Genomic DNA, 15,880 nt, shown 5'->3' with positions numbered 1-15,880 from the left:
GCCTCACAGTTGTCGGGGGTCTTTATGGCGCTGAATCTGTGGTTCAGCCGGAAGGATGGTGGTACCTGGCGCAACGTCACCGGTGACAAGGGCTGTTGCTCCGATCGTGGCGCCATCTCCGATGCGGACGCCTCGTAGCACGGTCGCACGCGCCGCAACCCATACCGAATCACCGATGCTGACGGGGGCGTTGTCGAATTCGAAGGTAGGACTTCGCCGGTCATGGCTGCCGGAACAGACAAGCGCGCCTTGGGATATGCAGGTGTTGGATCCGATTTTCACTCGTTCGAGGTTGAGAATCCATGCCTCCTCGCCGATCCACGAGTTGCATCCGATCTCGAGCTTCCAGGGCCAGTGAATCTTGACCTCGTGGCGAATGAGCACGCCTGAACCGATTTTCGCGCCGAAGAGCCGCAACGTCAGGATCCGGACCGCGTTGGGACACCACCACTTCATCAGCAAGCCGCGCGACGCCAGCCACAGGATCTGAATAGGCAGGCTGCGGCCGCGGTCATAACCTCGACCGGTGAAGCCGGCGAGCGAAAACCGTTCGCCCGGCGGTGCATTGGCCCCCGGGAACCGAGCTACGTTGGCTTGCTCTGTGTTGTTCATTCGTGATCCTTGTCTGCCTGGTGCCGCGGCCGAGTACTGGACGGTTTGAACGCCTTATCGACCAACGGCAGCTCATTGCTGCTCGAGGTGGCGAGCACAACGGCCAGAAGAGGGGCCCGGGCTGCCTTCAGCTCGCTCATTGCCTTCACAACCTCCCCGCGTTGCGTCTTGGACTTGTCAACCACCAGAAGATCAGCGTCGACGATCGCTGACAGGACCGCGGCAGCGCTGCTGTCATTGACGCATGCCGTCACGATGACAACGCGGTCGTATTCCTTGCGGACATCGTCGACGAATGTGCTCATCGCGGCGGACGACAGCGAAGACTCGAGGCCCGGCGTCGTGCCAGGAGGCACCAGAGCCAAATTGGGGCGCGCGGTGCTGTGGAAAACGTCCTCGAACGAGGATTTCTCGTCGAGCAGTTCGGCGAGCCCGACCGCCTTGTCCTGTAGGCCGAATCGTCCGGCGTCTAACGTCGCATCCGCCACGATGAGCGCGGTGCTCCGTCCCGTTTCGGAAAAGGCTGCCGCCAGACCCGTCCCCAGAGTGGCGGCCGCGTAGCCGGCGGAAGCCGCCGCTACCAGAACGACCTGCGGTGATGGTTCGTGAGCGTCCACGTACACGCGGAGGCGTCGGAGCTCTTCTGCGTCGGCAGGGCGCCACGCGTCGAATCGTCCCTTCGACGCGTCGATGGTGTGATCGGGCATTGTTATCGGACCGACAGCACGCGCACCTGTGAGTTGGCCGAGTTCCTCGACGGAGTCGATTCGCCTGTTGAATACCGGTATCAAAGCAAGGGCCGCCAGCCCGAGCAGCGTGCCGCCGATGCATCCGTATACGGCGTTCAAGGCGACGTTCGGGGAACTCTGTGACATCGGTACCTGAGCCCGGCTCACCACCGTTATCGTCGACCGAGGCGTGCTCTGCCCAGCCGGTGTCTCCAGCGGTCCGGCGTATTGAATGAACGCATCTGCAAGCGAATTCGCGATGGCCGCCGCGCGTTCGGGGGACTGATCAGTCACCGACACATCGAGCAGCACCGTTCGAGGCACGATGGCGGCGGTCACCTCCGAAGAAAGCGCTTTCGCCGACATCGGCAGCTTGAGGTTGTCGACCACGCGCTGGGTTATCTGCTCACTCGTGATCATCTGGGCGTACGACTCCGCGCGCTGCTCGGAGAACTGGCTGCCGGAATATGCTTCAGACGAACTGTTTCCGCCCGTCGCGGCAACGAAAAGTCTTGTCGTAGCGGTGTACTCGCGAGTGGCGAAGCTACTTGCCAGGTATCCCACGACAATGCCGGCGACGGCCGCGATCGCCACGATCCACCACCTGCGTCGTATTCCGCGAACGATGGTCTGAAAATCCACGACAGTCTCCTTGTCAAGTCAGATGGAAGGCTCGGAGCCGAGCAGATGGTGCCCGGAATCATCGACGGGTTCGCTGTTGCGGGCCGGGACGCCTCGTTGGCGACCGGGCCCGTTGTCGTCGACGAACACGACACCCAATACGTTGGCGTCGGCCAGCTTCAACTGGTGGCACACAGCGCGAAGTTCATCGAATTTGGTACGGCCCGCCTTCGCGGTCAGCACCACCGCGTCAGCGTGCCGGGCCAGTCGCACCACATCACTGAATTCGTTCGCAGCAGGAGTGTCGACGATGACCCAGTCGTACGCACTGCGCAGCGCACCGAACATCGCGGCGGTCCGCGGATGATCCGCTATTGCACCTGGGTCGTCGTCGACCGAGCCGAACGGAATCACCACGACGCCATGCCAATTGGCCCGAAGCGGTGCCAGGACAGCTGGCGACGCCTGAGAGCACAGCGAGTCTCGGTGGATGAGTGCGTCGACCGTGTCTGTTTCGTCAAGGCCGAGAGCCGAAGCAAGCCGGGAGCCGCGGGAGTCGAAGTCCACCAGAGCCACCGCCGAGCCCCTGTCGGCGAGCACCCGCGCGGCGGTGAGCCCCACACCCGTCTTGCCCGCGGCACTTTCGGCCGAGGCCACCATCACGACTCGCGAGCCGAGTATCGCCAACCGGTCGAGTGTGCTTCGAAGTTGTCGGCCGGACTCACCGTCGCACGGCTGAAAGTCGGCTTCTTGCCAGCGAATCGACGAGCGAAACGACGCCAGCACGGGCGTCCCCGTCGCCTCCGCCGCGTCTTCGGCACGACGAATCCGTCCGTCCAGCAGAGCAACCACGACTGCGCCGAGCGCGCCGGCGACGAGTCCCAGCGCCGCCACGGCGCCGATGATGATCCACGGCGGAAACATGCCGGCACGGCCCGCAAACGTGGGTGGCTGCACTGGCACCAAGTCCACGCGCGGGGCCAGGCCGCCGGACACTGATTCCAGCGCGTTGACGGTTCGGCGAAGTTCGTCGATGTAAGTATTACCGATCACCTGAGACTGCAGCGGGGTGTCCCCGGTCGTTGTCAGCTGGAGAAGTACGGTGTCGCGAATGGGGGCGAGGGTGACGCGACCAAGCATCTGCTGGGCGCCGGTATCCAGCCCAAGGTCGTCGATGACTCGCTGGGCTATCTCGGGACTCTTGCTCAAAGTGAGATAGGTGTCCGCTCGCTTCTTGGCATAGTCATCGCCGTCGTAATAGCTTCGCGCGTCGTCCCGCGGAGTCGACACGAAAAGGACAGCCTGCGAAGAATATTCGGGCGGACTCACGATGTAATACAGGGCAGTCGCCGTCATCGACAGCAGCGTGAATGCGACCACGATGCGCCACCAGCGCCGCAGCACCAGGACATAGTTGCGCAGAGTGGAGTTCATGATGGGTTCGTGAACCCGTCTGCCCGCAAGGCGTCGGTGAGCAGTTCAGCGATCTTCTTGACGCCCACGAAGCTCGGGTGTATTCCGTCCTCGGCCACATATGGCGATCTGTCGATACCGACGAACCAGCCGAGAGCTCCAGGATCGATGAAATCCACGGCGTCGAAATCAGGATTCGAGCGAAGCACTGATCGGAAGTCGTCGCCAATCGTTGCCCCGTCAAGAGATGGCGGCCTGATTACCGGCTCGTTGAGGAACCATGGTCCGATCACGATTACATGGCTGTTCGGCCACAACTGAATCACCTGCTTCACCGTGTAGGCGAATATCGGTTCCACATCGGATGTGGCGAACTGCATGTCGTTACGGCCGCCGTCGAGAATCACGATGTCGGCGCGGTACAACTCTCGCAGGCGAGGCAGTCGTTCCAGGAATGACGTCGAGGGCAACTCAGGTGGAGTTACCGGCAGGCGGTGCCCCGGGCCGCCGGCGAGATAGCCGGTTCCGCCCTGAGCCGCAATGTTGCACTCCCAACCCAGTTGTGTCGCTGCGATGCAGCCATAGCTCAGATCAGGCGTGTCAGGGCCTTGCGTGTAAGAGTCACCGATGAACAAGACCGCGGGACTGGACCTGCTCGGCAGCGTGGGTGGGATCCCCTCAACCTTGGCGAACTGGGTGACCGGCGGCCCCGCCGCCATCGTGTCGACGATGGCGAGTGGGACGCCGACGACTGCCACGAGCGCGAGAATGGCGAGGACAAGCGTCGACTTCCGAGGAAACGTGACGTGGAGACTCCTACTCATTGCACTCATTGCAGAGCACCTTGTTGAGATTCGCGAATCTGCTGCAGCAGAAGAGGGTTTAGTTGGCGCGCTAGCACCGACTGGCCGTCGTCGGTTGGCGCGTTGTCGCCCTGCATCAACCCATCGGCGAACAGCCATTTTTCCCGGATGAGCGGAATGTAGGTGATGTGATTGCTGTTGGCGGCGGCCGCGATGTCCGCGTCGAGCGCCGTGAATACGTCCGGTACCGGATCCTCGTGCCAAATCGGGCCAAAAACAACGACTTTGGCGTTCGGCGCCCGCCTGGTCAGTTCGGCGAAGAGATCGATCGCGGATTGGGTGATCTGCCCGTCAGGTAGCCCGGCGTCGCCGAGGCCGCCGAAGACGACGATCACATCGGGTTTGGAAGCGAGTGCCTTGTCGATTTGATCGGCGAAGCGTCCGCTCCACCCTTTGCCACCCGCATAGGTAGCGTCTGCGACAGCGACATCGGAGATGCTGAGCGCAGATCCGGCGGCGATCAGTGAGGGCCATACCACGTCGTTGTCGGGACCGGCACTGTAGGAATCGCCGATCACAGACACTCGCACGGGGCCGTCAGGAGTCGGCGGCAGCGTTTCCGGAGTGCGATCAGTGACAAGCACAGTCGTGGTGACCGTTGCTGCCACTAGCAGGAGCACGAGGACTGAGCTCGGAATCGCAGATCTCCAGGAGAGAAGCCAAGACTTCATGCGGACCGCCTGGCGTCGAAAGCCGCGTCCGCGTAACTGGTCTCCAACCGCTTTCCGATGTACGACATGCCGAGGTCACGGATGACCGCTTCGCGCCCTCGTTCACCCATCGAACGCGCAGCCTCGGGTGCCGAGAGTAGGTCGCGGACGGCCTTTGCGACGTTCGGCGCCCCGGGCTCGATGACGATGCCGCAGTTGTATTTCCGGACCACAGGCGCTAGACCGCACTGATCCGTGACCACGACGGGAAGCCCGACTGACATCGCCTCGAGCACTGCCATCGGATAGGGTTCCGGGCTCACGGAGGGCAACACGTATATCGACGCCTGCCTCATGCGGGCCGGCCCAGCTCCGCTTGTGATCGGGCCCGCCCAGTTGATGTTGTCGGCATGGGCGGCGGCCTGCTGAACCCGCCTGCCTTCGCCTTCGTCCGGGCCGACGAGGGTGTAATCCGCTGCAATACCACGGGCGTTCAGCTCGAGTGCCGCCGTGACGAAGTCGACCGGACGCTTGCGGGGATGTAAGCGAGCAAGGTAGAGCACCTCGGGCACGTTCCGCGAATACGTCGCCTTCTCATACAGCGGTACGCCGTTGGGAAACGCAGTGAGGCGAGCCTTCCCGCCGGCGACCTCGTCGAGCGCGTCGCGCTCATCGGTTGTCAGGTAGAAGACTTCGTGTGCGTGGCGAAGCAGCTTGCTGACGACCGAGCGGTCGAACAGGGGCGCTAGCGGGTGCCCCCCCGGGAGGATCATGCCGTGCGGCTGAAGAACGAAGGGCAGCTTCAACCGCATCATGGCTACGGCCAGAGGCAGCAGGACGAGGTCGCGCGCGAGGTGAACGTGCGCCGCGTGGAACTGGCTGCGTGTACGAAGAAGCCACGTCACCAAACCCGGCGCACAAAGGCCGGCAAACCCGGAGCGAGGGACCAGACGCCTGGCGGGCCGGGCCACCAGCGGTGTTCCGTCCATGCATGTCGGCGGGACGTCGAAACCCCTCTCAGCCGTGGCAAGAGTCACTGAGTGTCCCCGACTGCGTAATGCCGATGCCTGGTTGAGTGAGACCCGGACCGGTCCGCCATACGCGCCGTCGGGACTGAGCAGCGTGACCGCATGCAGTATCCGCATGCGATCCGAGCTATCTGTCCGTGACGTCATCGAAAGCTGCTCGCTATTTCCGGCCGACCAGCATCGGCTTATCCACCCATGGCGTGCCCTCGCAACGCAGCGCGTCGATATCCGCGTCGACCATGATTGCGGCGAGATCGGGCGTGAGCACCTCGGCTTTCCAGTCGAGCAAACGCGCAGCCTTCGACGAGTCACCGATAAGCGCATCGACCTCTGTGGGACGGACATACCCCTTGTCGAATTTCACGTAGTCCTGCCAGTCGAGACCTGCTCTGTCGAAGGCGATCTCGACGAAATCCCGAACAGTGTGGCCCTGGCCGGTTGCCAAGACGTAGTCATCCGGCTCGTCGACTTGCAGCATGCGCCACATGCCCTCCACATATTCCGGCGCATAGCCCCAGTCACGAACCGCGTCGAGGTTGCCCAGGTATAGCTCGCGCTGGAGTCCGGCCTTGATCCGCGCAACCGCCCGAGTGATCTTTCGCGTCACGAAAGTCTCGCCTCGGCGCGGTGATTCGTGATTGAACAGAATGCCGTTCACCGCGAACATTCCGTACGCTTCGCGGTAATTCTTGGTGATCCAATACGCGTAGACCTTTGCGGCGCCGTAGGGCGAACGTGGATAGAACAGTGTGTCCTCGTTCTGGGGAGGCGGCGATGCTCCGAACATTTCCGAACTCGACGCCTGATAGAACCGACATTGCACGCCCGAGAGCCGCACCGCCTCCAGCAGCCGTGTCGAGCCCATTCCTGTTGTATCGCCGGTGTGCTCCGGTTCGTCGAAGCTGACCCGGACATGTGACTGCGCAGCGAGGTTGTACACCTCGTCGGGCGAGATGTCCGACAAGAGGGTCACCAGGCGGGCGCCGTCTCTGAGATCGCCGTAGTGCAAATACAATCGCGCGTCGGGGTCATGCGGATCGACGTACATATGGTCGATCCGCGAGGTGTTGAACGACGATGATCGGCGGATCAGTCCGTGCACCTCATAGCCCTTGTCGAGCAGCAACTCTGCGAGGTAGGAACCGTCCTGACCGGTAATCCCTGTGATGACCGCTTTTTTCATATCTGTGCATCCTTTGTTGCAAGAGCTTCTCGGTGCCCGGATTCGGAGCCGTTCGGTGGCCGGGCCGTGTCTTCAGCGAGCGCTCGGGCGAAGCGAACGAAGTGCTGCCGGCCGCTGCGTTCGCTGAATTCTTCGCGCCCGAGCCGACGGGCGTTGTCGACCAACCTGGACCGCAAGAGATCGTCGGCGCTGATTCGAAGTAGGCCGTCGACAAGCGCTTCCGGATTACCGTTAGGCACCAGCAGTGCGGCCTGCGCAGAACACAAAAATGATCTGGTGATGCTGTTGTCCGCGACCGCAGCAATTATCGGCCGTGACGCGGTGGTATACGACGTGAGCTTGCTGGGAAGCGACATTTCGCGGACTCCTGGCCGTTCGTGAACCAGCAGGATGTCCGCCGCTGCGAGTACGAGTGGATAGTCATCGTCGGAGACGGGGTCGACGAAGCGGACACCGTCGAGATCTGCGGCCTGCCGTTGCAGCGCTGGTCTCGTGTTGCCGTCGCCGACGAGGACGAACTCGATGGCTCCCGGGTGTCTGTCGTTCGCCAACCGGACCGCATCCAAGACGTGCGCCAGGCCTTGTTTCATGCCCATGTTTCCGGTGTGCACGACAGTGAGACGACCGGTGTCGGGCCAGCCGAGGGCGCGCCGGGCCGCCACAGGAGACAGGTCAACAGGATTCACATGTGAGAAGAGAGGCACCGCACAGATCCGATCGGGATTCACTCCGGCTGCCACCAGCGCAGGACTGAACTTGTCGGTGATCACGCCGACCCGGTTGGCTTGCCGCAGCACCGAATACTCGACGGCTGCAACGATTTTCGCTACCCGGCTGCCGGCACTGCCTGACTGTACGGCGGCCTTCCCCACCTGGTCGTGCACGATGGCACCGAATGGACGTCCACGCCGCCCCACCATGCCGGCGAAGGCTGCGCCGAGCAACGGCGTCACGCCGATCACTATGTCGGCCCGCGTTGCGGCGACAGCAGGGGCGCTCAGCGCAGCGAAGCTCAACTCCTGACGCATGCGGCCTAGAAGGTCGGGGTCACGCGGTACTGCATGTCGAAGCCGGACGATGCTCACCGAGCCGCGCCCTGGTGCCGCAGTGATCGATTCACGCCACCGCAGACCCAGTCGATACCGCGTGTCCATGACGCGCCACTGGGGGTAATGCGGCACTCCCGTAATGACTTTCACCGTTGCGCCCGCCTCTGCAAGCGTGTCGACGAGAAATGAGTTGTACGGCGCGCTACCCGACGACTCCGGGCGGAAATGGCAGGCGACCACGCAGACCGCCAGACCGGACAGCGACCCGGCACCGAAGGCAGCATCCGTACGGACGTCTGACTCCGACGCCCGTACGTCAGCGCTTTCGCGGGAGGTCAAAGCGGGAGACTTCATCATTGATCCGTCAATTCGTCGCAGGTTTGATGCGCGATCAGTAGGCACCGTGGGCTTTGAACAGCGCCCGCGCCGTCCGCAGGATGATCAGCATGTCCTGGACGTAGGACCAGTTGTCGACATAGAAGTGATCGAGGCGCACGCGTTCCTCGGCGGAGACGTCGGACCTGCCGGACACCTGCCACAGGCCAGTCATTCCGGGCTTGACGAGTCCCCTGCGCTCGATGAAGTACTCAACCGAGGAGCCCTCACCGGGAACGAGCGGCCGTGGGCCGACGAGACTCATCGAGCCGGCGATCACGTTCAACAGTTGAGGAATCTCGTCGATACTCGTCTTCCGCAGCCACCGTCCGATTGGTGTGATGCGCGAGTCCGCAGCCGATTTGTAGAAGATGCAGTCGGTCTGTCCGGAGATGGCCCGCTCAGCCTCCAACTGCGCCTCGGAGTCGATGTTCATGGTTCTGAACTTGAAGATCCGAAATGGAACGCCTTTGTAGCCCACACGTTCCTGGCGGAAGAACACGGGTCCTCCGTCATGCAACTTGATCGCGATCGCGGCAAACACCATGATCGGCGAAAACATCAGCAGTGCACAGCTTCCGAAGACAAGATCGAAGAACCGCTTGTGATACCGCAACGCACCGTCGTGGCGAGACCGCGCTACGTGGAACAGCGGCATATTGTCAATCGGCCGGATCTTGAGCCGGGGGCCCACGATGTCGACCATGCCCGGCATGACGATCAGGTCGATACCCAACGGGTCGAGTTGCCAGGTCAGCGTCCGCATGTGCTCCTGGCCGAGTTGCTCAGCCGAAGTAACCGCGAGGGCATCCGCATTGGTCAGGCGAACTACCTCCGCGACCGAGTGTTCGTTGCCCAATACCGGAATGGTTCCGGCCGCGGTTTCGAGCTCGAGACCGACTCCGCCGCAAAAGTCCGGCAGACACGCACCGACCACCCGGTAACCGGCATAGCTACACCGATTCATGGTGTTGCACAACGCGATTACCGACTGCGGCCTGCCGAGGACCACGATCTGGCTCGTGAAGGCACCGCGCGCTCTCTTGCGGGCCAGGTTGTGTCTCAGAAGGTATCTGCCGGCGAGCAGTCCTGCTAGGCCGACCGGAAGTGCAATCGCGAGGTAGCCCCGGACCATTCCCAGTTGGAGCAGCAGATCAGTGACAGCGATGATTCCGAAGACCCAGGCAGTAGCGGTGACAACCCGGCGGTACTCCTCTGACCCGATTCCCGCCAGAGATAGATCCCATGACTGCTGCAATCCCAAGGCTGCGATCCAGATGACCATCAGACCGATCGAGCAGGCCGTGACGTAGCGCCACTCTCCGCTGCTGATCATCGAATGATCTTGCTGCGGCAGGCCGAATCGTGCTAACTGTGCGACAGTGACCGCCGCCATCACAGCGATTGTGTCCGTCACTACAACCTGCCTCCGGTACGACCGCTTCCATTGGCGCCCATGCGCTCTGGCCGCGGTGACCTTCTCCATCACCCGATCCGCCGACTCCGACCGGAACCCCGGGTGGGACCTGAATCGGCGAACGAGTGGAGGCGCGGTCACGTTGCGCCACTTCGTGTGGCTGGCCTTACTGGCATACCGCGCGTCGCCTTCTCGATGAGCCGTGTCCAAACCTTCAGGCGTCGAATTACTCTGCCCTGACTTGTATTCCGTAGTGGTCATGGTTGCCCCCGGATGGTCGAGAGATGTTGGCGGCGATATTGGTCGGAGTGTGGTCATCGAAGGTCTACCGAAGTCGCAGCGGTGCCGCCTTCGGCGGCGGGCGCGACCGAGTCGTCGTCGACCGAAAGTGCTGCGTCACACGGAAGGTGGCTGTTCTCCCGCCACCACGCTTGGCCGGACGCGGGCAGACTGTCGATCGGGTCGTAGAAGGGGTAGACGCGCGTCAACGCTTCGGCGTGCGTTCCGTCCAACCCTGTGCGGTAATTCTTTGTCCAGTAGGAGATTCCGAGGTTTCGGTCGTAGCGTGCCACCTGATGCACCCACCGTTTGCCGACATAGGGCACGTCGCACACGATGCGTGGCGTCGCGAAACCGGGCAGGTATCCCATGATCGACAGCTGCAGCTGTTGAGCTTGCGACAATGGCGTACGCCAGTGTTCGGCGTTGGGGATCATGTCGCACATATAGAAGTAGTAAGGCGAGATGTTCGCTTCACCCTGCAGCGCAAAGCACAGGTCGAGCAGGTCGTCGGCAGTGGCGTTCACCCCGCGCAACAGCACCCCCTGGTTGCGCACGTCACGCAGTCCTGCGTCATGCAGACCCCGCGCCGCCGCGGCGACCAGCGGTGTCACCGACTGCACATGATTGGCGTGGGTGTGCAGCGCCAGGTTCACCCCGCGCGCGGCGGCGATGCGCGCCACGCGGCTGACGCCGTCGAGAACATCGTCTTGCAACCAGTGCTGCGGCAGCGCGATCAGCGCCTTCGTGGCCAAGCGGATATCGCGGATGGTGTCGATCTCGAGCAACTGTGTGACAAACGATTCCAGCCGCGGCCATGGCACGTTCGCCACATCCCCGCCCGACACGACGACGTCACGCACAGTCGGCGTGGCGCGCAGGTAGTCAAGCATTCGGCTCTGCCGGTCGGCCGGCCGCAGGGTCAGTCTCGTCTTGGTGATCGTCGGTGTGGAATTGCCGACCAGATCCATCCGCGTGCAGTGCCCGCAATATTGGGGGCACGTCGACAGCAGTTCGGCGAGCACCTTGGTGGGATACCGATGAGTCAGTCCCTCCACCACCCACATGTCGCTCTCGTGCAACGAATCTCGCTCGGCGTAGGGATGCGAGGTCCATTCCGACGCACGGTCGCTGAGCACCGGCAGCATGTAACGCCGGATCGGATCGGCATAGAAGGCGTCGGTGAACCGCTGGCGTTGCGCAACGCATCTCGGTGCCATGGTGTTCAGCATCTGCGGCGGCAGCAACATCGACATCGTCGCGCTCTGCTGCTGATCGGCAAGCAAGTCGGCGTAGAACCGTTCTTCGAGCAGATCCCCTGCCACCGCGCGAAGTTGCGCAACATTCTTGACGGAATGCGCCCGCTGCCACTGCGGATCTCGCCATTCGCGGTCGGTGACCGTAGCCCAACCCGGATAGCGGCGCCAATCCGGTTCGAACAACTCCTTGCGTGCATAGGCGTACGGCTGATCGGTCGCGGCGCTGAAGCCATTACGCCCATGTTCGGTGAGTAGTGTCATTGCAGCACGACCTTTCGCGAAGCGGTCGCTGCTGGAGCGCCGTGGATCAATTCGGTCGCGACGCGTTGGCCCGACCGGATCGCACCCTCCATCAGCCCGAAGAACTCCAGGCTGGTTTCGGTACCGGCCCAGTGGACGCGGCCATGAGGTTCGGTCAGTGTCGGGCCGAGCCGCAACCAGTCGCCGGGACCCAACAGGGCGGCATAGCATCCCCTGCTGTATTCCTCGGCCAGCCAGTCGGTCACCGCGCATCCTGCCGGCTGCGGTAACTGGGGAAAGAGCCGGCCGGCGTGGGCCAGCGCGGCGTCCTGCTGCTTGGTCCTCGACAGCGCGGAGAAGGCCGATGCGGCGGCGCCGGTGACGAATCCCGTGAGCACGCCGACAGATTCATCAGGCGGTGAATCATCGACCGTCGACAGCAGCGGCCCTCTGTCACTCACCGACCACCCGGACAGGCCGTGCTCCCGCCATATCGGCGCTGGAAAACTCAGGTGGACCTTGACCGCACAGCCGCGGCCGGTGGCCACCGTCGCCCGCGGTGCGCGAAGAGCGGGCCGGAACTCGATCCGCTGCGCCAACAGTGGCGGGATGGCGACTACCACCCGATCGGCTCGATACTCACACGGGGTGCCGTCGAGACCCGAGACGCATTGCACTACAACTTCTTCGGCGTCTTGCTCGATGGCACGCACCGAACGCCGCAAGATGACTCGCTCGCCGAGTCGTTGCGCGAGCGCCTGGCACAGCAGGTGCGCTCCGCCGTCGATCCGCCACTGCTGCGCCCCGCCCTCGAACGCGTTGAGATAGCGGATCCCTCCGCCGGAACGCAGATAGAAGGCCATGTGAAGAGCAGAGATTGTCGTCGGATCGGCCGCCATCATCTCGCCGATGAACAGCGGGAAGAAGGTGTGCGCGTCCGGGTGCTTGACCGTGTCGGCAAGCCAGCGCGCGGCTGTCAGGTGGTCGAGGCGTTCGGCGTCTGGGGATTGCCACGGCGCATCGGGCCGGACTTGATCGACGAGATCCTCGAGCTGATCGAATAGGTCGCCGAGCGCGACGGCGTCCAGGGGCGGTACCCGACTTGCGGTTGTCGTCCGCCGATCGGACAGCAGAAACGTGCTGTCTCCGACCATCGTTGTGGAAGCCAGACCAAGCCCGTGCTCGCCCACCATTGCGAGAAGCTCGGTATGCCGCACGCCCAGATAGGCAGCACCGCCGTCGGCGACGACACGCTGCGACACCGGGATACCGTGCATCCGGCCGCCGACTCGATCCCGGGCCTCCAGCACTGTGACGTCAGCCCCCGCCGCCGCCAAGTCGAGTGCGGCGGTCAGTCCGGCCAGGCCTGCCCCGACGACGACCACGCGCATGCCGACTCCATCCATCACGCCGCGCCGGCCACTTTGGCGAACAACCCAGCCGGCGAAGGGTCTTCGACGAAGTCCTCGTACAACAGTTCCGTCCCGAAATCCCTTGCGAGCGCGCTGAGCACGCGCGTGGCAAGCAGCGAATCGCCGCCGAGTTCGAAGAAGTCAGAGCTCGCCTTGACCTCGCTGGTGGCGAGGACCCTCCGGAAAATCTGGACAATGTGGTCGGCGCTCATCCTGCTCCTTCGCTGTACTCGGCTGCGGCACGTCGCGTTGCCGCCCGATCGACTTTTCCGCTGGAGGTATAGGCCAGCGCTGCAACGAATTTCACTGTGCTCGGTACGAATTGGGCCGGCAGGCGGTCACGCAGGTATCGCCTCAACTCAGCCGAGGTCGTCGCCCCGGCCCGCACGACATAGGCTGTCAACGTCGTCTGCCCGAGGCGCCGTTCGCCCATCACGACGGCCCCCGCGACCGCGGGGTGGGTGTTCAACTGTGCCTCCACCTCGGCCGGATGTACGCGTACGCCAGCAACTTTCACCTGTTCGTCGGCGCGGCCGCGTGGGTAGAGGGTCCCGTATTCGCCGCGCACGACCAGATCTCCGGTGCGGAACCACCGGGTCGGTCCAAATCCGTGATCGGCGACCGGGAACGCCGCCGCCGTCAGTTCCGGCATGTCGAGGTATCCGGTGGCCAACGAGGGGCCGCAGACCAACAGCTCGCCCTCGTCGCTGACGTAATCGCGCACATGGGGCAGCGGATGGCCCAGTGGCGCCTCGGCGTCGTAGGCCACGACGTCCGGCTCGGCGCCCGGGCCACTCAGCTGCACCGCGTGGGTCACCATCGTCGTTTCGGTGCACCCGTAGGTATTGAGCAAGCTGACGTGCCCGACGTCGAGGTCGCGCCACTGCCGCAGCCGGGTTGGGTCAACTCGCTCGCCGCCGATCACCACCAGTCGGATGCTGTCTGGAAGTGTCGCTCGCTCCTCGTGCAGAAAGAGCACGAGCTCGTGCCAGAACGCCGTCGGCAGATCGAGCACGGTGACTTTCCGTTCCGCCAGCATGCGCAGGAACGGGCGAAACGATCCGGAATGGGCCGCGTCGTCGAAAACCAGTGTGGCGCCTGCGGTTAACGCAGGCAGGATCTCTTCGAAGCAGGTGTCCCAGCCGAGCGAGGCGAATTGAAGGACGCGGTCTTCCGAAGTGAGCCCGAAGAGGCCGCGCAACGCTCGCACAGTGATGGTCAGGGCACGCCGAGACACCACCACCGGCTTCGGCGTTCCCGTCGAACCGGAGGTGCACAGCACATAAGCGGGATCGCTTTGGCGCCAAAGGGACTGAGGTAGTTCAGAATCCGCAACAAGCAGGTCTTCATCGACGGCTTCGATCCGCAGGTTGCCTGCTTCCTGCGAGTGTCGGCCTGCCGCAAAAAGACGGTCGACGCCGAGTACCGCGGCGAGCGCCTCTTTGCGGGCGACCGGAAGCGCGGCGTCGATCGGGCAATAGACAGCACCGGCTTGCAGTATTCCCAGCAAGTGGCTCACCACGACGGGTGTGTGCGATACCAACGCGCCGATCAGAACGGGTGCTTCATCAGCGCCGAATCGGTGCGTCCGATAGCCGAATCCGGTGGAGCGGACCCGCTCTGCGAGGTCTCGATAGCTGATGGACGACCCGTTGTGCACGATGGCAGCACGGTGCGGCCATTCGCGGGCCGCAGCGGTGAAGTCTGCAATGACGTCCCCGACGGCATCGGTGTCGGGAAGGTCGACACGGATGCTGGAAGTCACGCGCCCGCCAGGTGCCGACGTCGCGTATCCGACGCGGTGGGCGGGATCGACGGTGCCGATAAAACGGCCGCCGATTGCCTCGCCAGCGAACACCGACTGAATTTCGAAGCTAATCCGAAGAACACATCGCAACTATCGAAACTCTGATCGCGTATGTAAATGGACCGTCAGAGCCAACTTCTGTTAGACCGCGGTCTAGTTCCCCTGGTTCCTGACGGTGTACCCGACACTGCGGGACAGCGTCGATGCTTCGGCGCGTGTACTGACGCCAAGCTTGATCAACAGGCTGTGCACGTGGTTTTTGACGGTATGAACGGCGATTTGCAGCCGTACCGCGATATCGCGATTCGAAAGGCCCAGTTCCACCATCCGCAAGATCTGGGCCTCGCGCGCCGTGAGAACTAGTTCCCGTCCTGCCAGTTGGCCCTTCTTGGAAGAAAGCGCCGACAACCGGCGGAGCAAGATTGCGGCAACTTTTGGCGAATACGACGACTCCCCGGCAGCAACCTTCCGTATCAACAGAAGAAGGTCGGCAAGGGACTCGGTCCGTAAGTGGTAGCTGGCCACACCTGCTTCGGCACAGGAGACGATCTCCGATTCGTCGTTTTCCGACAAACCGACGGCGATCACTCGCGCGCTCGGAGTGAATTCCCTTGCCGCCCTGAGTAAGATCTTGCTGTCGCGAGTGGCCATCATCAATACGATGACATGCGGTGCGGTATCTTCAAGCGTCCTGATCAACGAGGGCAGATCCCACGCGACGCTTGGAACGGCCGCCCCGTTGGCAACCAGAACCGCAGCCAGGTTGTCGCGGTAGAGCTTGCAGTCGTCGACGATCAGAAGACTGGCGTCGCGAAGTACGTCCGCGCCGTCCGACTCTTCCCAAGCCGACTCCGACTTGCCCACGCTAGTCGACGGCATCCTTCGGCCATCCAACTCGTGGCTTTCTCAGCCGTGTGGGCCTGCCTGTCTGACCGCCAGCCGTC

14 protein-coding genes and 1 pseudogene are annotated in these 15,880 nt (G+C 63.2%); all 15 read right to left on the bottom strand.

Annotation, left to right across the window (positions count from 1 at the left end):
• Positions 1-3: 3 nt before the first annotated feature.
• Positions 4-612 (bottom strand): LbetaH domain-containing protein, encoded by a 609-nt coding sequence (locus AC5Y39_RS08965; protein WP_500018074.1) that lies wholly within the window; start codon positions 610-612, stop codon positions 4-6.
• Complete coding sequence (locus AC5Y39_RS08960; RefSeq protein ID WP_500048211.1) at positions 609-1,319, bottom strand: P-loop NTPase family protein; 711 nt, start codon at positions 1,317-1,319, stop codon at positions 609-611. Before AC5Y39_RS08960 ends, AC5Y39_RS08965 begins: the two co-directional genes overlap by 4 nt.
• A 456-nt stretch (positions 1,320-1,775) precedes the next feature.
• Positions 1,776-1,934, bottom strand: a pseudogene (locus tag AC5Y39_RS08955) (polysaccharide biosynthesis tyrosine autokinase); the annotation flags it as partial.
• A 66-nt stretch (positions 1,935-2,000) separates the two neighbouring features.
• Entirely contained in the window at positions 2,001-3,395 is a 1,395-nt protein-coding gene (locus AC5Y39_RS08950; protein ID WP_500018070.1) for a tyrosine-protein kinase domain-containing protein, read from the bottom strand.
• The gene (locus AC5Y39_RS08945; protein WP_500018068.1) at positions 3,392-4,132 is read right to left on the bottom strand and encodes an SGNH/GDSL hydrolase family protein; all 741 of its coding nucleotides are present in this window, start codon (positions 4,130-4,132) and stop codon (positions 3,392-3,394) included. The genes AC5Y39_RS08950 and AC5Y39_RS08945 overlap by 4 nt, the downstream gene beginning before the upstream one ends.
• Before the next feature lie 71 nt (positions 4,133-4,203).
• Positions 4,204-4,755: an SGNH/GDSL hydrolase family protein gene (locus AC5Y39_RS08940; protein ID WP_500018066.1), complete on the bottom strand. Its 552-nt coding sequence runs from the start codon at positions 4,753-4,755 to the stop codon at positions 4,204-4,206.
• 149 nt (positions 4,756-4,904) lie between these two features.
• Positions 4,905-6,032, bottom strand: coding sequence for a glycosyltransferase (locus AC5Y39_RS08935; RefSeq protein ID WP_500018390.1), 1,128 nt, complete (start codon positions 6,030-6,032; stop codon positions 4,905-4,907).
• 43 nt (positions 6,033-6,075) lie between these two features.
• Complete coding sequence (gene gmd, locus AC5Y39_RS08930) at positions 6,076-7,098, bottom strand: GDP-mannose 4,6-dehydratase (RefSeq protein WP_500018064.1); 1,023 nt, start codon at positions 7,096-7,098, stop codon at positions 6,076-6,078.
• Positions 7,095-8,501, bottom strand: coding sequence for a glycosyltransferase family 4 protein (locus AC5Y39_RS08925; protein ID WP_500018062.1), 1,407 nt, complete (start codon positions 8,499-8,501; stop codon positions 7,095-7,097). The genes gmd and AC5Y39_RS08925 overlap by 4 nt, the downstream gene beginning before the upstream one ends.
• 37 nt (positions 8,502-8,538) lie before the next feature.
• Positions 8,539-10,008 carry a sugar transferase gene (locus tag AC5Y39_RS08920; protein WP_500018060.1) on the bottom strand — a complete coding sequence of 490 codons (1,470 nt, stop codon included), beginning with the start codon at positions 10,006-10,008 and terminating at the stop codon, positions 8,539-8,541.
• Positions 10,009-10,253: 245 nt separating this feature from the next.
• On the bottom strand, positions 10,254-11,738 hold the full coding sequence (locus AC5Y39_RS08915; protein ID WP_500018058.1) for a KamA family radical SAM protein: 1,485 nt from the start codon (positions 11,736-11,738) through the stop codon (positions 10,254-10,256).
• Positions 11,735-13,108: a flavin monoamine oxidase family protein gene (locus tag AC5Y39_RS08910; RefSeq protein WP_500018057.1), complete on the bottom strand. Its 1,374-nt coding sequence runs from the start codon at positions 13,106-13,108 to the stop codon at positions 11,735-11,737. The genes AC5Y39_RS08915 and AC5Y39_RS08910 overlap by 4 nt, the downstream gene beginning before the upstream one ends.
• A gap of 14 nt (positions 13,109-13,122) precedes the next feature.
• Positions 13,123-13,341: an acyl carrier protein gene (locus AC5Y39_RS08905; RefSeq protein ID WP_499907616.1), complete on the bottom strand. Its 219-nt coding sequence runs from the start codon at positions 13,339-13,341 to the stop codon at positions 13,123-13,125.
• Entirely contained in the window at positions 13,338-14,894 is a 1,557-nt protein-coding gene (locus AC5Y39_RS08900) for an AMP-binding protein (protein WP_500048208.1), read from the bottom strand. The genes AC5Y39_RS08905 and AC5Y39_RS08900 overlap by 4 nt, the downstream gene beginning before the upstream one ends.
• 195 nt (positions 14,895-15,089) lie before the next feature.
• The gene (locus AC5Y39_RS08895) at positions 15,090-15,800 is read right to left on the bottom strand and encodes a LuxR C-terminal-related transcriptional regulator (protein WP_500018053.1); all 711 of its coding nucleotides are present in this window, start codon (positions 15,798-15,800) and stop codon (positions 15,090-15,092) included.
• Between the last annotated feature and the right edge of the window lie 80 nt (positions 15,801-15,880).

The sequence above is a fragment of the Mycobacterium sp. NGS39 genome, assembly GCF_059812765.1.
The sequence above is the reverse complement of the archived record's forward strand: the minus strand, read 5'-3'. Positions and strand labels throughout refer to the sequence as shown.

Coding starts and splice junctions, on each gene's coding strand:
- AC5Y39_RS08965 (WP_500018074.1), bottom strand. CDS start 612: ATGAACAACACAGAGCAAGCCAACGTAGCTCGGTTCCCGGGGGCCAAT.
- AC5Y39_RS08960 (WP_500048211.1), bottom strand. CDS start 1,319: ATGCCCGATCACACCATCGACGCGTCGAAGGGACGATTCGACGCGTGG.
- AC5Y39_RS08950 (WP_500018070.1), bottom strand. CDS start 3,395: ATGAACTCCACTCTGCGCAACTATGTCCTGGTGCTGCGGCGCTGGTGG.
- AC5Y39_RS08935 (WP_500018390.1), bottom strand. CDS start 6,032: ATGCGGATACTGCATGCGGTCACGCTGCTCAGTCCCGACGGCGCGTAT.
- gmd (WP_500018064.1), bottom strand. CDS start 7,098: ATGAAAAAAGCGGTCATCACAGGGATTACCGGTCAGGACGGTTCCTAC.
- AC5Y39_RS08925 (WP_500018062.1), bottom strand. CDS start 8,501: ATGAAGTCTCCCGCTTTGACCTCCCGCGAAAGCGCTGACGTACGGGCG.
- AC5Y39_RS08920 (WP_500018060.1), bottom strand. CDS start 10,008: ATGGAGAAGGTCACCGCGGCCAGAGCGCATGGGCGCCAATGGAAGCGG.
- AC5Y39_RS08915 (WP_500018058.1), bottom strand. CDS start 11,738: ATGACACTACTCACCGAACATGGGCGTAATGGCTTCAGCGCCGCGACC.
- AC5Y39_RS08910 (WP_500018057.1), bottom strand. CDS start 13,108: ATGCGCGTGGTCGTCGTCGGGGCAGGCCTGGCCGGACTGACCGCCGCA.
- AC5Y39_RS08905 (WP_499907616.1), bottom strand. CDS start 13,341: ATGAGCGCCGACCACATTGTCCAGATTTTCCGGAGGGTCCTCGCCACC.